At 39.6% G+C, this 17,366-nt stretch carries 16 protein-coding genes; 12 read left to right on the top strand and 4 right to left on the bottom strand.

Annotated features, from left to right (window positions below; genetic code table 11):
- Nucleotides 1-419: 419 nt before the first annotated feature.
- The gene (locus tag J8L71_RS08375) at nt 420-1,100 is read right to left on the bottom strand and encodes an HAD-IA family hydrolase (protein WP_211000143.1); all 681 of its coding nucleotides are present in this window, start codon (nt 1,098-1,100) and stop codon (nt 420-422) included.
- Nucleotides 1,100-1,810: a bifunctional 2-polyprenyl-6-hydroxyphenol methylase/3-demethylubiquinol 3-O-methyltransferase UbiG gene (gene ubiG / locus J8L71_RS08370; protein ID WP_211000142.1), complete on the bottom strand. Its 711-nt coding sequence runs from the start codon at nt 1,808-1,810 to the stop codon at nt 1,100-1,102. The genes J8L71_RS08375 and ubiG overlap by 1 nt, the downstream gene beginning before the upstream one ends.
- A 178-nt stretch (nt 1,811-1,988) precedes the next feature.
- Here ubiG and gyrA point away from each other — a divergent pair, with 178 nt between their 5' ends.
- The 10 genes from gyrA to J8L71_RS08320 all read left to right on the top strand — a co-directional run bounded on the left by gyrA (nt 1,989) and on the right by J8L71_RS08320 (nt 12,747).
- Nucleotides 1,989-4,679, top strand: coding sequence for a DNA topoisomerase (ATP-hydrolyzing) subunit A (gene gyrA, locus J8L71_RS08365; RefSeq protein WP_211000141.1), 2,691 nt, complete (start codon nt 1,989-1,991; stop codon nt 4,677-4,679).
- 114 nt (nt 4,680-4,793) lie between these two features.
- Complete coding sequence (serC, locus tag J8L71_RS08360; protein ID WP_211000140.1) at nt 4,794-5,876, top strand: 3-phosphoserine/phosphohydroxythreonine transaminase; 1,083 nt, start codon at nt 4,794-4,796, stop codon at nt 5,874-5,876.
- Nucleotides 5,876-7,153, top strand: a complete 1,278-nt coding sequence (aroA, locus tag J8L71_RS08355) for a 3-phosphoshikimate 1-carboxyvinyltransferase (RefSeq protein WP_211000139.1) — start codon at nt 5,876-5,878, stop codon at nt 7,151-7,153. Before serC ends, aroA begins: the two co-directional genes overlap by 1 nt.
- Before the next feature lie 107 nt (nt 7,154-7,260).
- A complete protein-coding gene (gene cmk / locus J8L71_RS08350; protein WP_211000138.1) occupies nt 7,261-7,971 on the top strand; it encodes a (d)CMP kinase in 711 nt (236 codons plus the stop codon).
- Nucleotides 7,972-8,066: 95 nt separating this feature from the next.
- Nucleotides 8,067-9,734, top strand: a complete 1,668-nt coding sequence (rpsA, locus tag J8L71_RS08345; RefSeq protein WP_058549119.1) for a 30S ribosomal protein S1 — start codon at nt 8,067-8,069, stop codon at nt 9,732-9,734.
- Between the two features lie 66 nt (nt 9,735-9,800).
- A complete protein-coding gene (gene ihfB / locus J8L71_RS08340) occupies nt 9,801-10,088 on the top strand; it encodes an integration host factor subunit beta (protein WP_007583054.1) in 288 nt (95 codons plus the stop codon).
- 22 nt (nt 10,089-10,110) lie between these two features.
- Complete coding sequence (locus J8L71_RS08335; protein ID WP_211000137.1) at nt 10,111-10,392, top strand: LapA family protein; 282 nt, start codon at nt 10,111-10,113, stop codon at nt 10,390-10,392.
- Between the two features lie 2 nt (nt 10,393-10,394).
- Entirely contained in the window at nt 10,395-11,531 is a 1,137-nt protein-coding gene (gene lapB, locus J8L71_RS08330; protein ID WP_211000136.1) for a lipopolysaccharide assembly protein LapB, read from the top strand.
- Nucleotides 11,532-11,577: 46 nt separating this feature from the next.
- Nucleotides 11,578-12,282, top strand: coding sequence for an orotidine-5'-phosphate decarboxylase (pyrF, locus tag J8L71_RS08325; RefSeq protein ID WP_211000135.1), 705 nt, complete (start codon nt 11,578-11,580; stop codon nt 12,280-12,282).
- A 90-nt stretch (nt 12,283-12,372) separates the two neighbouring features.
- Nucleotides 12,373-12,747 carry a hypothetical protein gene (locus J8L71_RS08320; RefSeq protein ID WP_211000134.1) on the top strand — a complete coding sequence of 125 codons (375 nt, stop codon included), beginning with the start codon at nt 12,373-12,375 and terminating at the stop codon, nt 12,745-12,747.
- A gap of 26 nt (nt 12,748-12,773) precedes the next feature.
- On the opposite strand, the gene J8L71_RS08315 is transcribed toward J8L71_RS08320, so the two are convergent.
- Nucleotides 12,774-13,607 (bottom strand): S1-like domain-containing RNA-binding protein, encoded by an 834-nt coding sequence (locus J8L71_RS08315; RefSeq protein ID WP_211000133.1) that lies wholly within the window; start codon nt 13,605-13,607, stop codon nt 12,774-12,776.
- Between the two features lie 2 nt (nt 13,608-13,609).
- Entirely contained in the window at nt 13,610-14,932 is a 1,323-nt protein-coding gene (locus J8L71_RS08310) for a DEAD/DEAH box helicase (protein ID WP_211000132.1), read from the bottom strand.
- 199 nt (nt 14,933-15,131) lie between these two features.
- Here J8L71_RS08310 and J8L71_RS08305 point away from each other — a divergent pair, with 199 nt between their 5' ends.
- Together J8L71_RS08305 and J8L71_RS08300 are read left to right on the top strand one after the other, a co-directional pair.
- Complete coding sequence (locus J8L71_RS08305) at nt 15,132-16,139, top strand: rhodanese-related sulfurtransferase (protein ID WP_211000131.1); 1,008 nt, start codon at nt 15,132-15,134, stop codon at nt 16,137-16,139.
- A gap of 214 nt (nt 16,140-16,353) precedes the next feature.
- Complete coding sequence (locus J8L71_RS08300; protein WP_211000130.1) at nt 16,354-17,364, top strand: efflux RND transporter periplasmic adaptor subunit; 1,011 nt, start codon at nt 16,354-16,356, stop codon at nt 17,362-17,364.
- Nucleotides 17,365-17,366 lie beyond the last annotated feature (2 nt).

Raw genomic sequence — 17,366 nt, 5'->3', positions numbered from 1 at the left:
TAACCACTTGCTGAGAATATAAGAATAAGTTATGCTCAAACTTCCACACTTAGGCGCTTTCCTAAAATTTTAGCAAGTGTCTTTGCTAACATCATATTCAAACCTTGGGTATGATGTTAGCCCCGCCACCTAGTTGAAATATCAATTCCATCAAAGTGTTAATAAAACTTTAATGTGGTCTGAGTTGATTTGCAAGGGACATAATTTCCCCTATTTGTGGATAACTTTGGGATAACGCATTTATGTTAGTAGACGCTCACACTTAAACGAGCATTTAACTAAAGGCGTTTAAAAAGTAAACTAATGATCTGCTAAATTTACGCATTTTGAAAATAAATTTTGACTGGTTTTTTTATCATCAAGCTTTGTGTAAAAACTAACACAATCACAATATATAGTGTTTATTAATTAACATAGCACTATATATGGTTAAATCCGTCAATCGGGCTTTGCCAGTTAAAGTTGGCATTCCAGCTAACAGCTTCGTCAATGCTAGGTACATAGCCCCAAAGTGCAGTGGCGGTATGCATACCTGCAGCTTTGCCTGCTTGAATGTCACGCTGTGCATCGCCAATGTACAAGCAGCGTTTAGGGTCTACCCCCATCAGCTTTGCACTATGTATAAGTGGTAAAGGCGAGGGTTTAGCCTCAGCTAAAGTATCGCCACTGATCACAACACTTGCATCTTTTAAAGCGGGAATAGCAGCCACTAAAGGATCAGTTAAAAAGCCGGGTTTGTTAGTCATGATCCCCCATTTGATCTTTTTATGCGAAAGCGCAATAAGTAGTGGTTCTACACCAGGAAAACAAACGGTTTGATTTGCTATGTTTGCAGCATACTCATCAACAAGCTGCTTTATAAGTGTGCTTTGTGCTTGCTCAGGCCATAACGTTTTAAAACCAGCTTCTAGTAACGCACCAGCACCGTTAGAGGCAGCAGGGCGATATACATCGCTGGTTACTTCATCTACGCCTTGCGAGCGAAGTACAGCATTTAAAGCTGCGCCTAAATCATCTGCGGTATCAAGAAGGGTTCCGTCTAAGTCAAATAAAAACGCATCGTAATTTACAAGTGAAGTATGGATTTGAGAGCCAGCCATTAAGCTAACTTCTCAAAATGAAGGATGTAATTAACGCTTACATCTGTATTTAGTGTGTATTGCTTTGAAAACGGATTATACGTTAATCCAGCACTTGCACGTACTTTTAATCCAGCTTGCTCTGCCCATGCGATTAATTGCGCAGGCTTAATAAACTTTTTATGATCGTGCGTACCTTCAGGAACCATTTTAAGCAGCTTTTCTGCGCCAACAATGGCATACAAGTACGATTTTGGGGTTTTATTAAGAGTAGAGAAAAAAACGTCCGCACCTGGTTTTGCAAGCTTTGCTACTGCATGAATGATAGAAGCAGGGTCGGGAACATGCTCTAACATTTCCATACACGTTATTACATCGAAACGCTCAGGATACTGTGAAGCAAATTCTTCTGCAGGTACTTTTATATAATCTACATTTACACCTGTTTCTAAGCTGTGCAACTTAGCAACGGTTAAGGGCTCTTGCCCCATATCGATGCCCGTTACGTGTGCACCCATACGTGCCATACTTTCACTGAGTATGCCGCCACCGCAACCTACATCAAGGCTTTCTTTGTCAAATAGGCCCTGTGTTTTGTTAGCTATAAAGTCTAATCGTAATGGGTTAATTTCGTGAAGAGGTTTAAACTCTCCGTCTTGGTCCCACCAACGCTCTGCGATGGCTTCAAATTTTGCTATTTCTGCGTTATCTACATTTTGATGTTCGGTCATAAAATACTTCCTCGTCAATCTGAGGCCATTATATAGGGCTAAATTGATAAATCGCAAAGTTTTGCGCCTGTAAATCTAAATTAATTGTGATAGCATGGTCACTTAGAAATAATAACAAACACTCTTAGCGCCTAATACCGGGTTGCAAAGAGCTGATACTGAAGGAATGTGATATCAAATGACTGATCTCGCCAATGAAATTCTGCCAGTCAATATTGAAGACGAGTTAAAAAATTCCTACTTAGATTATGCGATGAGTGTAATTGTAGGACGTGCACTACCAGACGTACGTGATGGTTTAAAACCAGTTCACCGCCGCGTTTTGTTTGCAATGAACGAGCTTAGTAATGATTGGAACAAGCCTTACAAAAAATCGGCCCGTGTGGTCGGTGATGTAATCGGTAAATACCACCCACACGGCGACAGTGCAGTTTATGACACAATAGTTCGTATGGCACAGCCATTCTCTTTGCGTTATATGCTTGTAGATGGCCAAGGTAACTTTGGTTCGGTTGATGGTGATTCAGCAGCGGCAATGCGTTATACAGAAGTTCGTATGGCTAAAATGTCGCATGAGTTATTGGCCGATCTTGAAAAAGAAACGGTTGATTTCGTACCTAACTACGATGGCACAGAGCAAATTCCTGACGTTTTACCAACGAAAATCCCTAATTTATTAGTGAATGGTTCATCAGGTATTGCGGTAGGCATGGCAACAAACATCCCTCCACATAACTTAACTGAAGTGGTTAATGGTTGTTTAGCACTTATTCAAAATCCTGATTTAACTATTCATGAGTTAATGGACTATATCCCAGGCCCAGATTTCCCAACGGCTGCAATTATCAACGGTAAAAAAGGCATTGAACAAGCCTATTTAACAGGCCGTGGTAAAGTGTACATGCGTGCACGTGCCGACATCGAAACCGATGAAAAAACGGGTCGCGAAACAATCATCGTTCACGAAATTCCTTATCAGGTGAATAAAGCACGCTTAATTGAAAAAATAGCTGAGCTTGTCAAAGATAAGAAAATTGAAGGCATTAGCGCATTACGTGATGAATCTGATAAAGACGGTATGCGTATCGTTATCGAGATCAAACGTGGTGATGTAGGCGAAGTTATATTAAACAACTTATATTCGCAAACTCAGTTACAAACTGTGTTTGGTATGAATATGGTTGCGTTAATTAATAATCAACCTAAGTGTTTTAACTTAAAAGAAATGCTTGAAGAGTTTATTATTCACCGCCGTGAAGTAGTAACTCGCCGTACAGTATTTGATTTACGAAAAGCCCGCGACCGAGCTCACACGCTTGAAGGCTTAGCAATTGCACTTGCTAATATTGACCCAATAATCGAACTTATTCGTAAATCTCCAACACCTGCTGAAGCTAAAGTTGCTTTAACAGCGCGTCCGTGGGAATTAGGTAATGTACAAGCGATGCTTGAAAAAGCCGGCGAAGACAATGTAGCTCGTCCTGATTGGTTAGCTGCGGAGTTAGGTATTCGTGATGGTCAGTACTATATTTCTGAGCAACAAGCACAAGCGATTCTTGATTTACGCTTACACAAGTTAACAGGTCTTGAACATGAGAAGATCTTAACTGAATATCAAGCGCTTTTAGATTTAATCGCTGAACTATTATACATTTTGGCTACACCTGAGCGTTTAATGGAAGTTATTCGTGATGAGCTAGTTGAAATAAAAGAGCAATATGGTGATGAGCGTCGTACTGAAATTAACGCTGCTGCACACGATATTAGCTTAGAAGATTTAATTACTGAAGAAAACGTTGTTGTTACGCTTTCTCACGAAGGTTACGTTAAGTATCAGGCATTGTCTGATTACGAAGCGCAACGTCGTGGTGGTAAAGGTAAATCTGCAACGAAGATGAAAGATGAAGATTTCATTGAGCGTCTATTAGTGGCAAACACGCACGATACAATATTGTGTTTCTCAACTGCGGGCCGTCTATACTGGCTTAAAGTTTACCAGTTACCACTTGCAAGTCGTGCTGCGCGTGGCAAGCCAATTGTTAACTTATTGCCACTTGAAGATGATGAGCGTATCACTGCTATCTTACCTGTACGCGAGTACGAAGAAGATAAATACATCTTTATGGCTACAGCATTTGGTACAGTGAAGAAAACACCACTAACAGCATACAGTCGTCAACGTGCGAGCGGTATTATTGCTGTTAACCTAAATGAAGGCGATAGCCTAATTGGTGTTGATATTACCGATGGTAGCAACGAAATTATGTTGTTTACTGATGCAGGTAAAGTTGTACGCTTTAAAGAAGCTGAAGAATCAGCGGTAGTTGATGAAGACGGTAACCCGGTTCTAGACGAAGAGGGTAACCCAGAAATTCGTTTCAAAGGTGTACGTCCTATGGGTCGTACTGCTACAGGTGTTCGTGGTATTAAAATGGCCGATGATCAACGTGTAGTATCTTTAATTGTGCCAAAAACGGATGGTGCAATTTTAACGGTAACTGAAAACGGTTACGGTAAACGTACTCAACTTGAAGATTACCCATCTAAGAGCCGTGCAACACAAGGTGTTGTATCTATCAAGGTGAGTGAGCGTAACGGTGCTGTTGTAGGTGCAGTACAAGTTGACGACAACGATGAAATAATGATTATTTCTAATCGTGGTACCTTAGTACGTACTCGCGTTAATGAAGTTTCTACGGTTGGCCGTAACACCCAAGGTGTTATTTTGATCAGAACTATTGACGAAGAGCAAGTAGTTGGTTTACAACGTATCGAAGAGATTGAAGTTACAGAAAGTGACTTAATTGATATTGAAGACGTTGATACAGTTATAGACGAAGCCGTGGATGACAATCCTCCTTCTGAATAATTGAAATTGAAAAAGCGGCTAAGGCCGCTTTTTTTAATGTTGTTGAAAAAAATTAATAGAGCATCAATTTTTATTCATGCTCAGTAGTTAAATTACTGGAATGAGGCAAAGGTAATGAGTAAATACAATTTTTGTGCGGGGCCAGCTATGCTTCCGCAAGCGGTTATGCAAAAAGCACAAAAAGAATTCTTAGATTGGCAAGATTTAGGTGTATCTGTGATGGAAATAAGCCATCGCAGTAAAGACTTTTTAGCACTCACAGCTAAATGCGAAGCCAGCCTTCGTCGATTAATGGACATTAGTGATGAGTTTGAAGTGCTATTTATGCACGGTGGTGGCCGCGGTCAATTTAGTGCCGTCCCTTTAAACTTGCACCAAGAAGGTAAAGCTGCGGTTTATTGCGAAAATGGTGTGTGGTCTAAAAGTGCAACAGATGAAGCTAATAAGTTTACTAAAGCAACCTCTATTGATGTACGTAATGACGCTAATGGCGAGTTTTCAATCAAACAGGTAGCTGACTGGGTTCTACCTGCTGATGCATCGTACATTCACTACTGTCCTAATGAAACGGTAGATGGACTAGAAATTTTTGAAGTACCAACACACCCAACGGCGCCAATTGTCGCAGATATGTCATCGACTATTTTATCACGCGAGATCGACGTTAATAAATTTGATTTAATCTATGCTGGTGCACAAAAAAATATCGGTCCATCGGGTATTTCAATCGTTATTGTTCGTAAAACATTACTCGATCGTGAAGGTTTAGCAAAGCCAGGGATTTTAGATTACGCCCTTGAAGCAAAACAGGGCAGCATGTTTAACACACCACCTACTTTTGCATGGTATTTAGCTGCTGAAGTATTTGAATGGCTTGAAAGCAATGGCGGCGTTAAAGCAATGGAAGCGCAAAATATTGCAAAAGCGCAGTTACTTTATGACTTTATTGATGAATCGTCTTTTTATACCAATAAAGTAGCTAAGCATTGTCGTTCACGAATGAATGTTCCATTTTGGCTTAACGATGAAAGCTTAAATGAAAAATTTGTGTCGCAATCTAAAGATGCAGGTTTGTTAGCACTTGAGGGCCACAGAATTGTGGGCGGTATGCGTGCAAGTATTTATAACGCAATGCCGCTTGAAGGTGTTCAGGCGCTTGTGGATTTTATGGCTAGCTTTGCAAAGGAGAATAGCTAATGGAGCAACTTCGCTTAGAGCCTATTGCTCGTGTAAATGGAACAGTCACTTTACCTGGGTCAAAAAGCTTATCAAACCGTATTTTATTATTAGCAGCACTTGCTAATGGCACAACCGTTGTAGAGAACTTACTCGATAGTGATGATATTCGTCATATGCTGGGGGCTTTAAAGCTTTTAGGTGTAGATGTAACACTTAACGAAGAGCGCACCGTAGCGACTGTAACTGGTGTGGGGGGTGTTTTCAAAACACCTAGCGAGCCTTTATTTTTAGGTAATGCGGGCACTGCATATCGCCCTTTAACAGCAGTGCTTGCTGCTGTCAGTGGCGAATATGAGTTAATAGGTGAGCCACGCATGGAAGAGCGCCCAATAGGGCACTTAGTTGATGCACTGCAAGCACTAGGCGGTGACATTTCTTACACTAAACATAAAGATTACCCACCACTTAAAATAGTCGGTGGGCAGATAAATGGCGGTGAAGTTGAAATCGACGGCAGTATTTCAAGTCAATTTTTAACTGCATTATTAATGGCTGCTCCTTTATTTAGTGGTGATACACAGATAACAATAAAAGGTACTTTAGTCTCTAAGCCTTATATTGATATTACTTTAGGTGTTATGGCACGCTTTGGAATTAATGTTCAGCACAGTGATTATGCAACTTTTAAAGTAAAAGGTGGTCAGCAGTACCAATCACCTGAACGTATAATGGTTGAAGGTGATGCATCGTCGGCGTCTTATTTTGTTGCAGCAGCAGCCATTGCTGGTGGCGAGATTGAAATTAAAGGCGTTGGCGCTAAATCGGTGCAAGGTGATATTGGTTTTGCAAAAGTAATGGAGCAAGTAGGTGCTAAAATAGATTGGTATGATGAGCATCTAGTGGTTCGCAAAGGTGACTTAAAAGGCGTGGACATTGACGCTAATGCTATCCCTGATGCTGCAATGACACTTGCAACCGTTGCACTTTTTGCCAAAGGCCCAACCGCTATTCGCAATATATATAACTGGCGCGTAAAAGAAACAGATCGTTTATATGCAATGGCTACCGAGCTTCGTAAAGTCGGTGCGCATGTAGTAGAAGGCGAAGATTTTATAGAAATCACACCACCAGAAACATTTAATGATGTAGCTATTGATACTTATGACGATCACCGTATTGCTATGTGTTTTTCAATGGTTGCCGTAGGGGGCAAGCCCATAACTATTAATGATCCTAAGTGTACTTATAAAACATTTCCTACTTTTTTCAATGTTTTAGCGTCGGTGAGTGAATAGCACGTTCATAACTATTTATAAAAAGTTACACACTTATAGCAGATATATTTTAATAACTGACGTATAATGTCGCGGTTTATTTAGGTGTGCATTGCAGGAGGTTTTAAATGCAGGCGTTATTAATGCCCGTGATCACCGTTGATGGCCCAAGTGGTTCAGGTAAAGGAACTGTTTGTCGCTTGTTAGCCGACAAGTTAGGGTGGGATGTGTTAGATAGCGGTGCGATTTATCGTGTTTTATCTTTAGCTGCACTTCATCACCAAATCGCATTAGACAATGAAGAAGGGTTAGTCCCGCTTGCTGCAAACTTAGACGTGCAGTTTTTGGTAGATAGCCAAACTAATGCAGGAAAAGTTATTTTAGAAGGCGAAGACGTAACAACCACTATTCGTAATGAAGAAGTGGGGGCCGCAGCATCAAAAGTGGCTGCTTTACCTCGCGTTCGTGAAGCTCTATTACGTCGTCAGCGTGCGTTTCGCACTGAAAATGGCTTAATCGCCGATGGCAGAGATATGGGCACTGTGGTATTTCAAGATGCGCCATTAAAAATATATTTAACTGCTAGTGCAGAAGAACGCGCTCGTAGACGCTTTGTTGAGTTGAATGAGCGTGGCCATGATGTTACACTAAGTGGTCTATTACAGGACATTCAAGCTCGTGATGAGCGCGATATGAATCGTGCCGTTGCTCCGCTTGTACCTGCAGAAGATGCTATCGAGATAGACACTAGCGAGCTTAATGCTCAGCAAGTGTTTGATAAAGTTATAACTTTAGTAGATATTGCAATATCTGAAGGGAAGCTTCCTAAACGAAGCTAAACACATTTTATGCGCCAGCAGGATGCCAGTGCTATTTTAACAACCCCATGCAGCATGGTTGCTTATTGGTATTAATATATGAGACGTATATTCGTATGTCAGAAAATTTTGCGCAGTTATTTGAAGAAAGCTTAAAGGGTTTTGAAGCAGAGCAAGGCTCTATTGTTAAAGGTACAGTAATCTCTATCGAGAATAACATTGTACTTGTAGATGCTGGTCTTAAATCAGAAAGTGCTATCCCTGCAGAGCAGTTCAAAAATGCTGCTGGTGAACTAGAAGTTGCTGTAGGCGACGAAGTAGATGTTGCACTAGATGCAATTGAAGACGGTTTCGGTGAAACTATCCTTTCTCGTGAGAAAGCGAAGCGTCACGAAGCGTGGATCCGTCTTGAGAAAGCATGTGAAGAGCAAGAAACTGTTACTGGTGTTATCAACGGTAAAGTTAAAGGCGGTTTCACAGTTGAAGTTGATTCAATCCGTGCTTTCCTACCTGGTTCACTTGTTGATGTTCGTCCAGTACGTGACACAACTCACCTTGAAGGCAAAGAGCTTGAATTTAAAGTAATCAAGCTTGACCAAAAACGTAACAACGTTGTTGTTTCACGTCGTGCAGTTATCGAATCTGAAAACTCACAAGAACGTGAAGAGCTTCTTGCTAACCTTGTTGAAGGCCAAGAAGTTAAAGGTATCGTTAAGAACCTTACTGACTACGGTGCATTCGTTGACCTTGGTGGTGTTGATGGTCTACTACACATTACAGATATGGCTTGGAAGCGTGTTAAGCACCCTTCAGAGATCGTTAATGTTGGTGACGAAATCGCAGTTAAAGTTCTTAAATTCGACAAAGATAAAACTCGTGTATCTCTAGGCCTTAAACAGCTTGGTGAAGATCCATGGGCAGCTATCGCTGGTCGTTACCCAGAAGGTTCTAAACTTTCTGGTCGTGTAACTAACCTTACTGATTACGGTTGCTTCGTAGAAATCGAAGAAGGCGTTGAAGGTCTAGTACACGTTTCTGAAATGGATTGGACTAACAAGAACATCCATCCTTCTAAAGTTGTAAGCCTTGGCGACAACGTTGAAGTTATGGTTCTTGAAATCGACGAAGAACGTCGTCGTATTTCTCTTGGTCTTAAGCAATGTATTGCTAATCCTTGGCAGGAATTTGCTCGTCTTCAAAACAAAGGCGACCAAGTTACTGGTAAGATCAAATCAATCACTGACTTCGGTATCTTTATCGGTCTTGACGGTGGTATTGATGGTCTTGTACACCTTTCAGACATTTCTTGGAATACACCTGGCGAAGAAGCTGTGCGTGAATTCAAGAAAGGCGACGAAATCACTGCTATCGTATTGCAAGTTGACCCAGAGCGTGAACGTATCTCTCTAGGTGTTAAGCAAATCGAAGCTGACCCGTTCAATAACTACCTTGATGCAAACAAGAAAGGTGCTATTGTTAAAGGTAAAGTGACTGAAGTTGATGCGAAAGGCGCAACTGTTGAACTTATCGAAGGCGTTGAAGGTTACATCCGTGTAGCTGATATCGCTCAAGAGCGCGTTGAAGATGCAACTACTGTTGTTTCTGTTGGCGACGAGATTGAAGTTAAATACGTTGGTGTTGATCGTAAGAACCGCACTTTAAGCTTATCAGTTAAAGCTCTTTTCGAAGCAGAAGAGAAAGAAGTACTTGAGAAGCTTAAGAAAGAAGAGCCAGTGTTTGAAAACGCAATGGCAGCTGCTTTCGCAAATGCACAAAAAGACTAATATATAATTAGTTTTTAGTTGGAAGGGCATTTTTGCCCTTCCTATATCTCTTATTAAGGAAACGCTATGACTAAGTCAGAATTGATAGAAACACTTGCGGAACAACACGCACACGTTCCAGTGAAAGATGTTGAAAATGCAGTAAAAGAAATTCTTGAACAAATGGCCGGCTCATTATCTACTTCAGATCGTATTGAGATCAGAGGTTTTGGTAGTTTCTCTTTGCATTTCCGCGCTCCTCGCACAGGTCGTAATCCTAAGACTGGTGATACAGTAGAGCTTGAAGGAAAGCATGTACCTCATTTTAAACCAGGCAAAGAGTTACGCGACCGCGTAAACGAGAGTATCGCCTAGTTAAACTCATTGGAGTAGTTACTTGTTTAAGGTATTAAAAATTATTCTGGTTGCGTTTTTACTTATATGCGCATTTGTATTGGGTTCTCAAAATCCACAATTAGTACAAATTAATTATATTATTGCCAGTAATACATTACCTTTAGCTGTAATAATAAGTATCTGCTTTTTAATAGGTGTTGTAATTGGTTGCTTTATAAGCTTTAAAATATTTTCAAAGTTAAAGTGGCAAAATTACCGTTTAAAAAAACAATTAGCGCCTGAAAAAGAAAAAAACAAGCTTGCTGCTAATAAAGACGCCTAATTATGATTGAGCTTTTGTTTTTACTACTGCCTGTAGCTGCTGGTTACGGCTGGATAATGGGTAAAAATAGTGCTAAAAACCAAGCTCATCAACTTAACAGACAAATTACTTCTGAATACAGTAAAGGTTTAAAATTTTTACTTGATAGAGAAGAAGATCAGGGCTTAGAGCATTTAATCAACTTACTCGAAGTGGCCGCTGACTCTGTTGAACATTATTCTACTTTAGCTACTATGTTTCGCCGACGAGGTGAACTAGACCGCGCTATAAAAATTCACGAACTCCTATTAAAGCATCCTAGCTTAAGCGAAAAAGAATCCGCAACAACACGTTTAGAACTTGCCGAAGATTACATTATGGCCGGGTTACTTGACAGTGCTGAAGAGCATTTAGTGTGGCTTGTTAAAGCAGGAGAATCCGAGGCACTCGATCCCATTATTACTCTTTATTCGCAAACGCGAGAGTGGGAAAAGGGCATCAATATGTTTGAAGCCCATAGCGAGCTATTTTCTAAAGAGCAGCATTTTAAAGCCATTGCTAACTTTTATTGTGAATTGGCACTGAGTGATGATAACCCTCAATTAATGCGTAAAGCGATTGGTTTAAACTATAAAGCTATCCGTCCGCTTTACGAATTAGGTTTAACAGCTTATACAAGCGAGGATTACGTTAAAGCTATTTATTACTGGCGAGAGCTTGTTTGCCAGTTTACGTTGTTTGCCCCTCTATTTATTGATGAGCTAGCACATAGTTATAAACAATTAAACTTAACGCATCAATTTCATGATTTATTAAACGACCTTTTAGATAAGGGTGGTGTGCTAATAAAAATAAAACATTGCCAAGCTTTATTAGAGCAGGGACATACTAAGCAAGCATTTGATTTTTTAACTGATAGTTTAAAGCGTCAACCTACTATTCGTGGCTTTAGCTTTTTACTGCAACTTATGGGTAATCAAAATAAAGATACAAAAGAAGTACTCAATGAAATTGATAAGCTTGTAACCTCGTATATAGCCACAAAACCTGATTTTCAATGTCAGCACTGTGGATTTACCAGTCACACAATTTATTGGAACTGCCCATCTTGTAAACATTGGGAAACCATTGTACCAAGTAGAGGCTTAGACGGATTTTAATAACCCCTAACTATTTATAACTTTACTGCCATTCATTAGGATAGCTATGTCTTTCGAACATTCAAAAAAAATTCTTATTGCCCTAGATTATGACTCTCAAGAAGCCGCCCTTAGTTTTGTAAAGCAACTCTCTCCTGATACTTGCCGACTAAAAGTAGGCAAAGAGATGTTTACTTATTTTGGGCCTGCATTTGTAAAAGAGTTAATTGATTTAGGCTTTGATGTATTTTTAGATTTAAAATTTCATGATATCCCTAACACGGTTGCTAAAGCAGTTACTGCAGCGGCAAATATGGGTGTGTGGATGGTAAATGTGCATGCATCTGGCGGTTTTGAAATGATGAATAGGGCCAAACAAGCACTCGAAAAATTTGGTGATAAAGCGCCACTGTTAATTGCTGTAACGGTACTAACAAGTATGGATGAAGTGGAGCTACAACGTTTAGGTATAGAAAAAACAGCACAACAACAAGTTATGCACCTTGCTAAGTTAGCAAAAGAGGCAGGACTTGATGGTGTTGTTTGCTCAGCCCAAGAAGCTAAAATCTTAAAAGCTGAACTAGGTAATAACTTTAAATTAGTTACTCCAGGTATAAGGCCTGAAGGCAGTGATGCTGGCGATCAAAAACGTATTATGACGCCTAAACAGGCTGTTGATGCCGGTAGTGATTATCTAGTTGTTGGCAGGCCAATTACTAAAGCTGACAATCCAGTAAAAGTATTGGAAGATGTTAACAGGTCAATAGCTTAATTTAACAAAAACCAGTTATTTAGTACTAAACCCTTACCTTATGTAGATTTTGTGTTACATTACTAAAATCAGAATGTGTAGGGGTTTATTTTGAAGTTACTTTTAGGTTCTATATTAATTATCGTTGCTGGTTTTTCAATTAATAAGTATGTGTTTTCTAGTAGAGCATACGATGGCGTGACTGCAGTTACAGATGTTATTTCTGTTTATCCTGTTAATATATTTGACTTTAAAAAAGTAATGGAAGGTTATGCACATCACTTGTGCTATAAAAATGAGGCAACGCTTAATACGCAAAATGTCACTGTTAGGGAGTGCTTGTCGCAGTATGAAAATAAAAAGCTAGAGTGTGAGAAGAAAGTGTTCCGCTTAGCACCACTTAATCTAGAAACTGAAGTTGAAGTGTTAGATTATTCAAGGCAATACACGAAATGTACATTGCCTTATAAATATATTCTAGGTTAGAACTAACTAAGCGGGTATATTTTATATTAAGATTTTAAACGAATAGATTTAGCTTCAATTTCTATCAACTCTTGTTTAAATAACCCACCAATTGCTTTTTTATAGTTAGCCTTACTCGTTGAGAAAACCTTTTTGATAAGCTCAGGATCTGACTTATCACCAATGGCAAGTATTCCACCTTCTTGCTTGAGTTTCTCTAAAATCTTTTCACTAAGATCACTTACTTTACCCATGCCAGGCTTTTCAAGTACAACGTCAATTTTACCATCTTCACGCACCTTTTGAACAAACCCTTTAAGTTTTTGCCCAACAAATAAGTTTTTGAATACCATGTTATAAAACACAACACCAAAGTGAGATTCTTCAATTAAAACTTTGTATCCAATGTCTGTTTTACCCGCAACTATTAAATCAACTTCTTGAAGATGCGAATAATTAGGTTCTTCTTTTGATAAAAAGCGATTAAAGTTATTCGATGCGCATATACGCTGACTTGCATTATCTAGATATAAACGCACAAGGTACGAATGGCCTTCTTGCATACGTGGCTTTTGTTCATTAAACGGAACGAGTACGTCTTTATCAAGCCCCCAATCTATAAAGGCACCAATGCTATTTATTTCTTTAACACGAAGAAGGGCATATTCTCCTACTTGAGCATACGGCTTTTTTATGGTCGCAGTAGGTAAGTTAGCATTATCTAAATAAATAAATACACTAATGCTATCACCCGCTTCGAGCTCATGTTTAATTTCTTGTTTTGGTAAAAAAACTTCACCTAAGTCATGGCCGTCAAGGTAAGCACCTTCGTTACTTACTTCTTTTACAAATAGGGTTTGTGTTGTTCCTAGGTAACTCATAATTATTCCTGCTCAGGCTTTTTTTTGCGGCGCATTGGTGAATCGCCATCGATATTCATAGGGGCTTTAATAGGTGCCACTGGCTTTTTAGGTTTTGCTTTGCGTTTAACGTGTGGCTTTTTAACCTGCGTTACTTTTTTAGTTTTTACAACTGCAGCAGGTTTTTTCTCTTTAATACCTTTAAATTTAGCTTTTAAACCTTCAACACTTGCAAATACAAGCTCATCGTTCAAAAACGATTTTATTGCTATATAACTAGCCCAGTCTTTAGGGCCCACAAGTGATAACGCGTTACCTTTAAAACCAGCGCGGCCTGTACGGCCTATACGGTGTACATATTCTTCTGCGTGTTTTGGTAAATCAAAGTTAATTACGTGCGTTACACTTAATAAATCTAATCCGCGTGAAGCGACATCGGTGGTAATTAGTATTTTAAAGTTTTCACGGCTAAACGAGTCCATGATCTCAAGGCGCTTACTTTGTGTTAAATCGCCAGCGAGCGCGACCGATTTAAACCCCTTGTCATTTAAAGCTTCACTTAAACGACTGGTATCGGCACGGGTTGCTGTAAAAATAATACATTGACCAACATCGTCTTGCTTTAAAAAATGTTCAAGTAACGCTTCTTTGTGATCAAGGTTATCAGCTAGATAAAGCGTTTGTTTAATATCACTGTGCTGCTCGTTTGCTGCGCTAAGCGTAATCTGTTTTGGTTTTTTTAATAAGTTACGCGAAAGAGCATCTACTTGTGCATGATCGAGTGTAGCCGAAAACAATAATGTTTGACGCAAACGGTGGTTTGCTTGCTCATTAATCATTTTAAGCTGTTCAGTAAAACCTAAATCTAGGATACGGTCGGCTTCATCAAAAATTAATAGCTCTAAACCACTTAATTGTAATGAGCGTTTTGTGATGTGATCGGCCAAACGCCCAGGTGTCGCAACAACAAAGTGAGGGTCGTTACGAAGCGCTTTAATTTGATCATTAAAGTTCTCACCGCCTAATATTTTTACAGCTTTGATATTTGTGCCGGCAATTAATAAGCGTAATTGAGTAAATACTTGCGTTGCAAGCTCACGGGTAGGTGCAACGATAAGTACACGAGGATCGCGTTTACTGAGCGCTTTTTGCTTCATAACTCGCTGAACAGCAGGTAATAAAAACGCTAATGTTTTGCCCGACCCAGTTTTAGACTGAGCAAAAATGTCATGCCCTGCAAGTGCGGTAGGCACTGCATGTGCTTGAATATCTGTGGGCTGGGTGATCCCTTGATGTGCTAATTGTGTTTCAAGGCGAGTATCAATCCCAAGATCAGTAAAGTGCAAAGTCGTGTTCTCCAATGTGCAACTTAAATTAATGGCCGCATTATAGCCCACACAAGGGTTATGCCGACAGTAAAAACCATTCTAACGCGCTATTTTTTGCAATTAATTATAAAAAGCGTAAAATACGCGCCCCATATGCGCCGGATTTACGATTCGGTAAACGCCACTTAAGGCTATCAAAGCAAAATAGGAAATAAAAATGACTGTCGTCCATAAAGATAATGTAACAAACGAGCATTTTGTTGTATGTGCAATGTACAAGTTTGTAGGCTTACCCAATTTTGAAGCACTGCGTAAACCACTTCTAGAAGTAATGGAAGCTAACGAAGTACGCGGCACTTTATTACTTGCAGCTGAAGGTATTAACGGTACTGTGTCGGCAAAACGCGAAGGTATAGATAATTTACTCGCGTGGCTAGATACCCAAGACAACCTAAAAAATATAGTTACTAAAGAATCATACGATGATGAATGCCCGTTTTACCGCACAAAAGTAAAGCTTAAAAACGAAATTGTTACTATGGGTGTTGAAGGTGTCGATCCTCTTAAAGTGGTAGGGAGCTATGTAAAGCCTAATGAATGGAACGACCTTATTTCTGACCCTGAAGTTATCCTAATTGATACACGTAACGATTACGAAATAGAAATTGGGACTTTTCAAAATGCAGTCGACCCTAACACAAAAACTTTCCGTGAGTTCCCGCAGTGGGCTAAAGAAAATTTAGACCCCGAAAAACACAAAAAAGTGGCTATGTTTTGTACCGGTGGTATTCGCTGCGAAAAATCGACTGCCTACATGAAAGAGCAAGGTTTTGACGAGGTTTATCACTTAGAAGGGGGTATTTTAAAATACCTAGAAGAAGTCCCAAAAGAAGAAACCATGTGGGAAGGCGAATGTTTTGTATTTGATAACCGTGTTGCGGTAAATCATGATTTACAAAAAGGTTCATACGATCAGTGTCATGCGTGCCGTATGCCAATCACTGAAGAAGAAAAGCAAAAACCAGAGTATATGGAAGGTGTATCGTGTCACCACTGTATTGATGATGTTACTGATGAGCAACGCGCTCGTTTTGCTGAGCGCCAAAAGCAAATAGAGCTTGCACAAGCCCGTGGCGAAGGTCACATTGGCAATGAAGCCCAAGCTGTTTTACAGCAACGTAAAGAAGCTAAAAAAGCGCAAAAGGATGCTCAGCGCGGTAAATAATATTTATATAATACATTTTATTAGCCTAGCTTTTGCTGGGCTTTTTTGTTTTAGCTACCAAATAAATACACAGGCTTGTACTGTGCTTAAATTGGTATTACAAAAGCTATTTCATCTCATTGTTCTGCCAATTTATCGTTCTAACCTACTTATTGATCACACAGCTGTTAAACTTCGTAAGGTAATGTAAATAATAATTAATTAAGGTGTTACTTTGAAATCGCATATTTTTTTAACAAGCATATTAACTGCTTTAGTATTTGTGACATTACCAGTATTGAGCGCAAACGTTGTCGTGCAAAAAATAACATTAGAGCGTGCTAAGCAACAAGTTCAAGCTGTTGGTAATACAGAAGCGATTCATTCGGTTATGTTATACCCAGCGGTGGGTGATAGGGTAACCGCTGTATACTTTAAACCTGGCGATAAAGTAAAAAAGGGCGATATTTTACTCGAACTTGATTCACGTAGACAAAAAGCCGCACTTAGTGAGGCTAAAATTAAACTTGCCGATACGCAACGAATTTTAGAACGATTACAGCAAAGCCAAGCTAAAGGGGCTGTGCCAAAAAGTGATGTAGATGATGCTAAAACCGTTGTTGAACTTGCAAAAGTTACTTTAACTCAAGCACAAACTGAGCTTGAAGATAGGAAAGTTATCGCACCTATAAGTGGAATTATGGGTCTTACAGATGTTGAGGTTGGTGATAGAATTTCTGAGCTTACTGAAATAGCGAGTATTGATGACACCAGTGATTTATATATTAATTTTAATGCGCCAGAGTCAGCGATATCCATGCTCCGTAATAAGAGCAATATAACAGTATTCCCGTGGCAATCAGAAAACCCAATTAAGGCTGAAATTGCTTACTTAGACTCTCGAATTAACCCGCAAACTCGCACTCTACGAGTTAAGGCAAAGCTAAACAACGCCAATCAGCAGTTTTTACCGGGTATGAGCTTTAGAGTTCATATTGAAGTGTTAGGTAATAATTATGCCGCAATACCAGAAGCTGCATTACTGTGGGGAGCAACTGGGCCCTACGTGTGGACAAGTGTTAATAACAAAGCCACACGGGTTGATGTAAAAATAGAGCAGCGTCTTTCGGGACGTTTATTAGTATCTGGCACTTTAAATAAAGATGATATTTTAGTCATTGAAGGCGTACAGCGTTTGCGTGCTCAGCAAGCGCTAAGCTTCACCATAGCAGATACGCAGGAGTAAGT

The sequence above is a fragment of the Pseudoalteromonas sp. MMG007 genome (genome assembly GCF_018100985.1).
Taxonomy (GTDB): Bacteria; Pseudomonadota; Gammaproteobacteria; order Enterobacterales; family Alteromonadaceae; genus Pseudoalteromonas.
The sequence above is the reverse complement of the archived record's forward strand: the minus strand, read 5'-3'. Positions and strand labels throughout refer to the sequence as shown.

Excerpts from the sequence above, each read along its gene's own strand:
- J8L71_RS08375 (WP_211000143.1), bottom strand. The coding sequence starts at position 1,100 with ATGGCTGGCTCTCAAATCCATACTTCACTTGTAAATTACGATGCGTTT.
- ubiG (WP_211000142.1), bottom strand. The coding sequence starts at position 1,810 with ATGACCGAACATCAAAATGTAGATAACGCAGAAATAGCAAAATTTGAA.
- gyrA (WP_211000141.1), top strand. The coding sequence starts at position 1,989 with ATGACTGATCTCGCCAATGAAATTCTGCCAGTCAATATTGAAGACGAG.
- serC (WP_211000140.1), top strand. The coding sequence starts at position 4,794 with ATGAGTAAATACAATTTTTGTGCGGGGCCAGCTATGCTTCCGCAAGCG.
- aroA (WP_211000139.1), top strand. The coding sequence starts at position 5,876 with ATGGAGCAACTTCGCTTAGAGCCTATTGCTCGTGTAAATGGAACAGTC.
- cmk (WP_211000138.1), top strand. The coding sequence starts at position 7,261 with ATGCAGGCGTTATTAATGCCCGTGATCACCGTTGATGGCCCAAGTGGT.
- rpsA (WP_058549119.1), top strand. The coding sequence starts at position 8,067 with ATGTCAGAAAATTTTGCGCAGTTATTTGAAGAAAGCTTAAAGGGTTTT.
- ihfB (WP_007583054.1), top strand. The coding sequence starts at position 9,801 with ATGACTAAGTCAGAATTGATAGAAACACTTGCGGAACAACACGCACAC.
- lapB (WP_211000136.1), top strand. The coding sequence starts at position 10,395 with ATGATTGAGCTTTTGTTTTTACTACTGCCTGTAGCTGCTGGTTACGGC.
- pyrF (WP_211000135.1), top strand. The coding sequence starts at position 11,578 with ATGTCTTTCGAACATTCAAAAAAAATTCTTATTGCCCTAGATTATGAC.
- J8L71_RS08315 (WP_211000133.1), bottom strand. The coding sequence starts at position 13,607 with ATGAGTTACCTAGGAACAACACAAACCCTATTTGTAAAAGAAGTAAGT.
- J8L71_RS08305 (WP_211000131.1), top strand. The coding sequence starts at position 15,132 with ATGACTGTCGTCCATAAAGATAATGTAACAAACGAGCATTTTGTTGTA.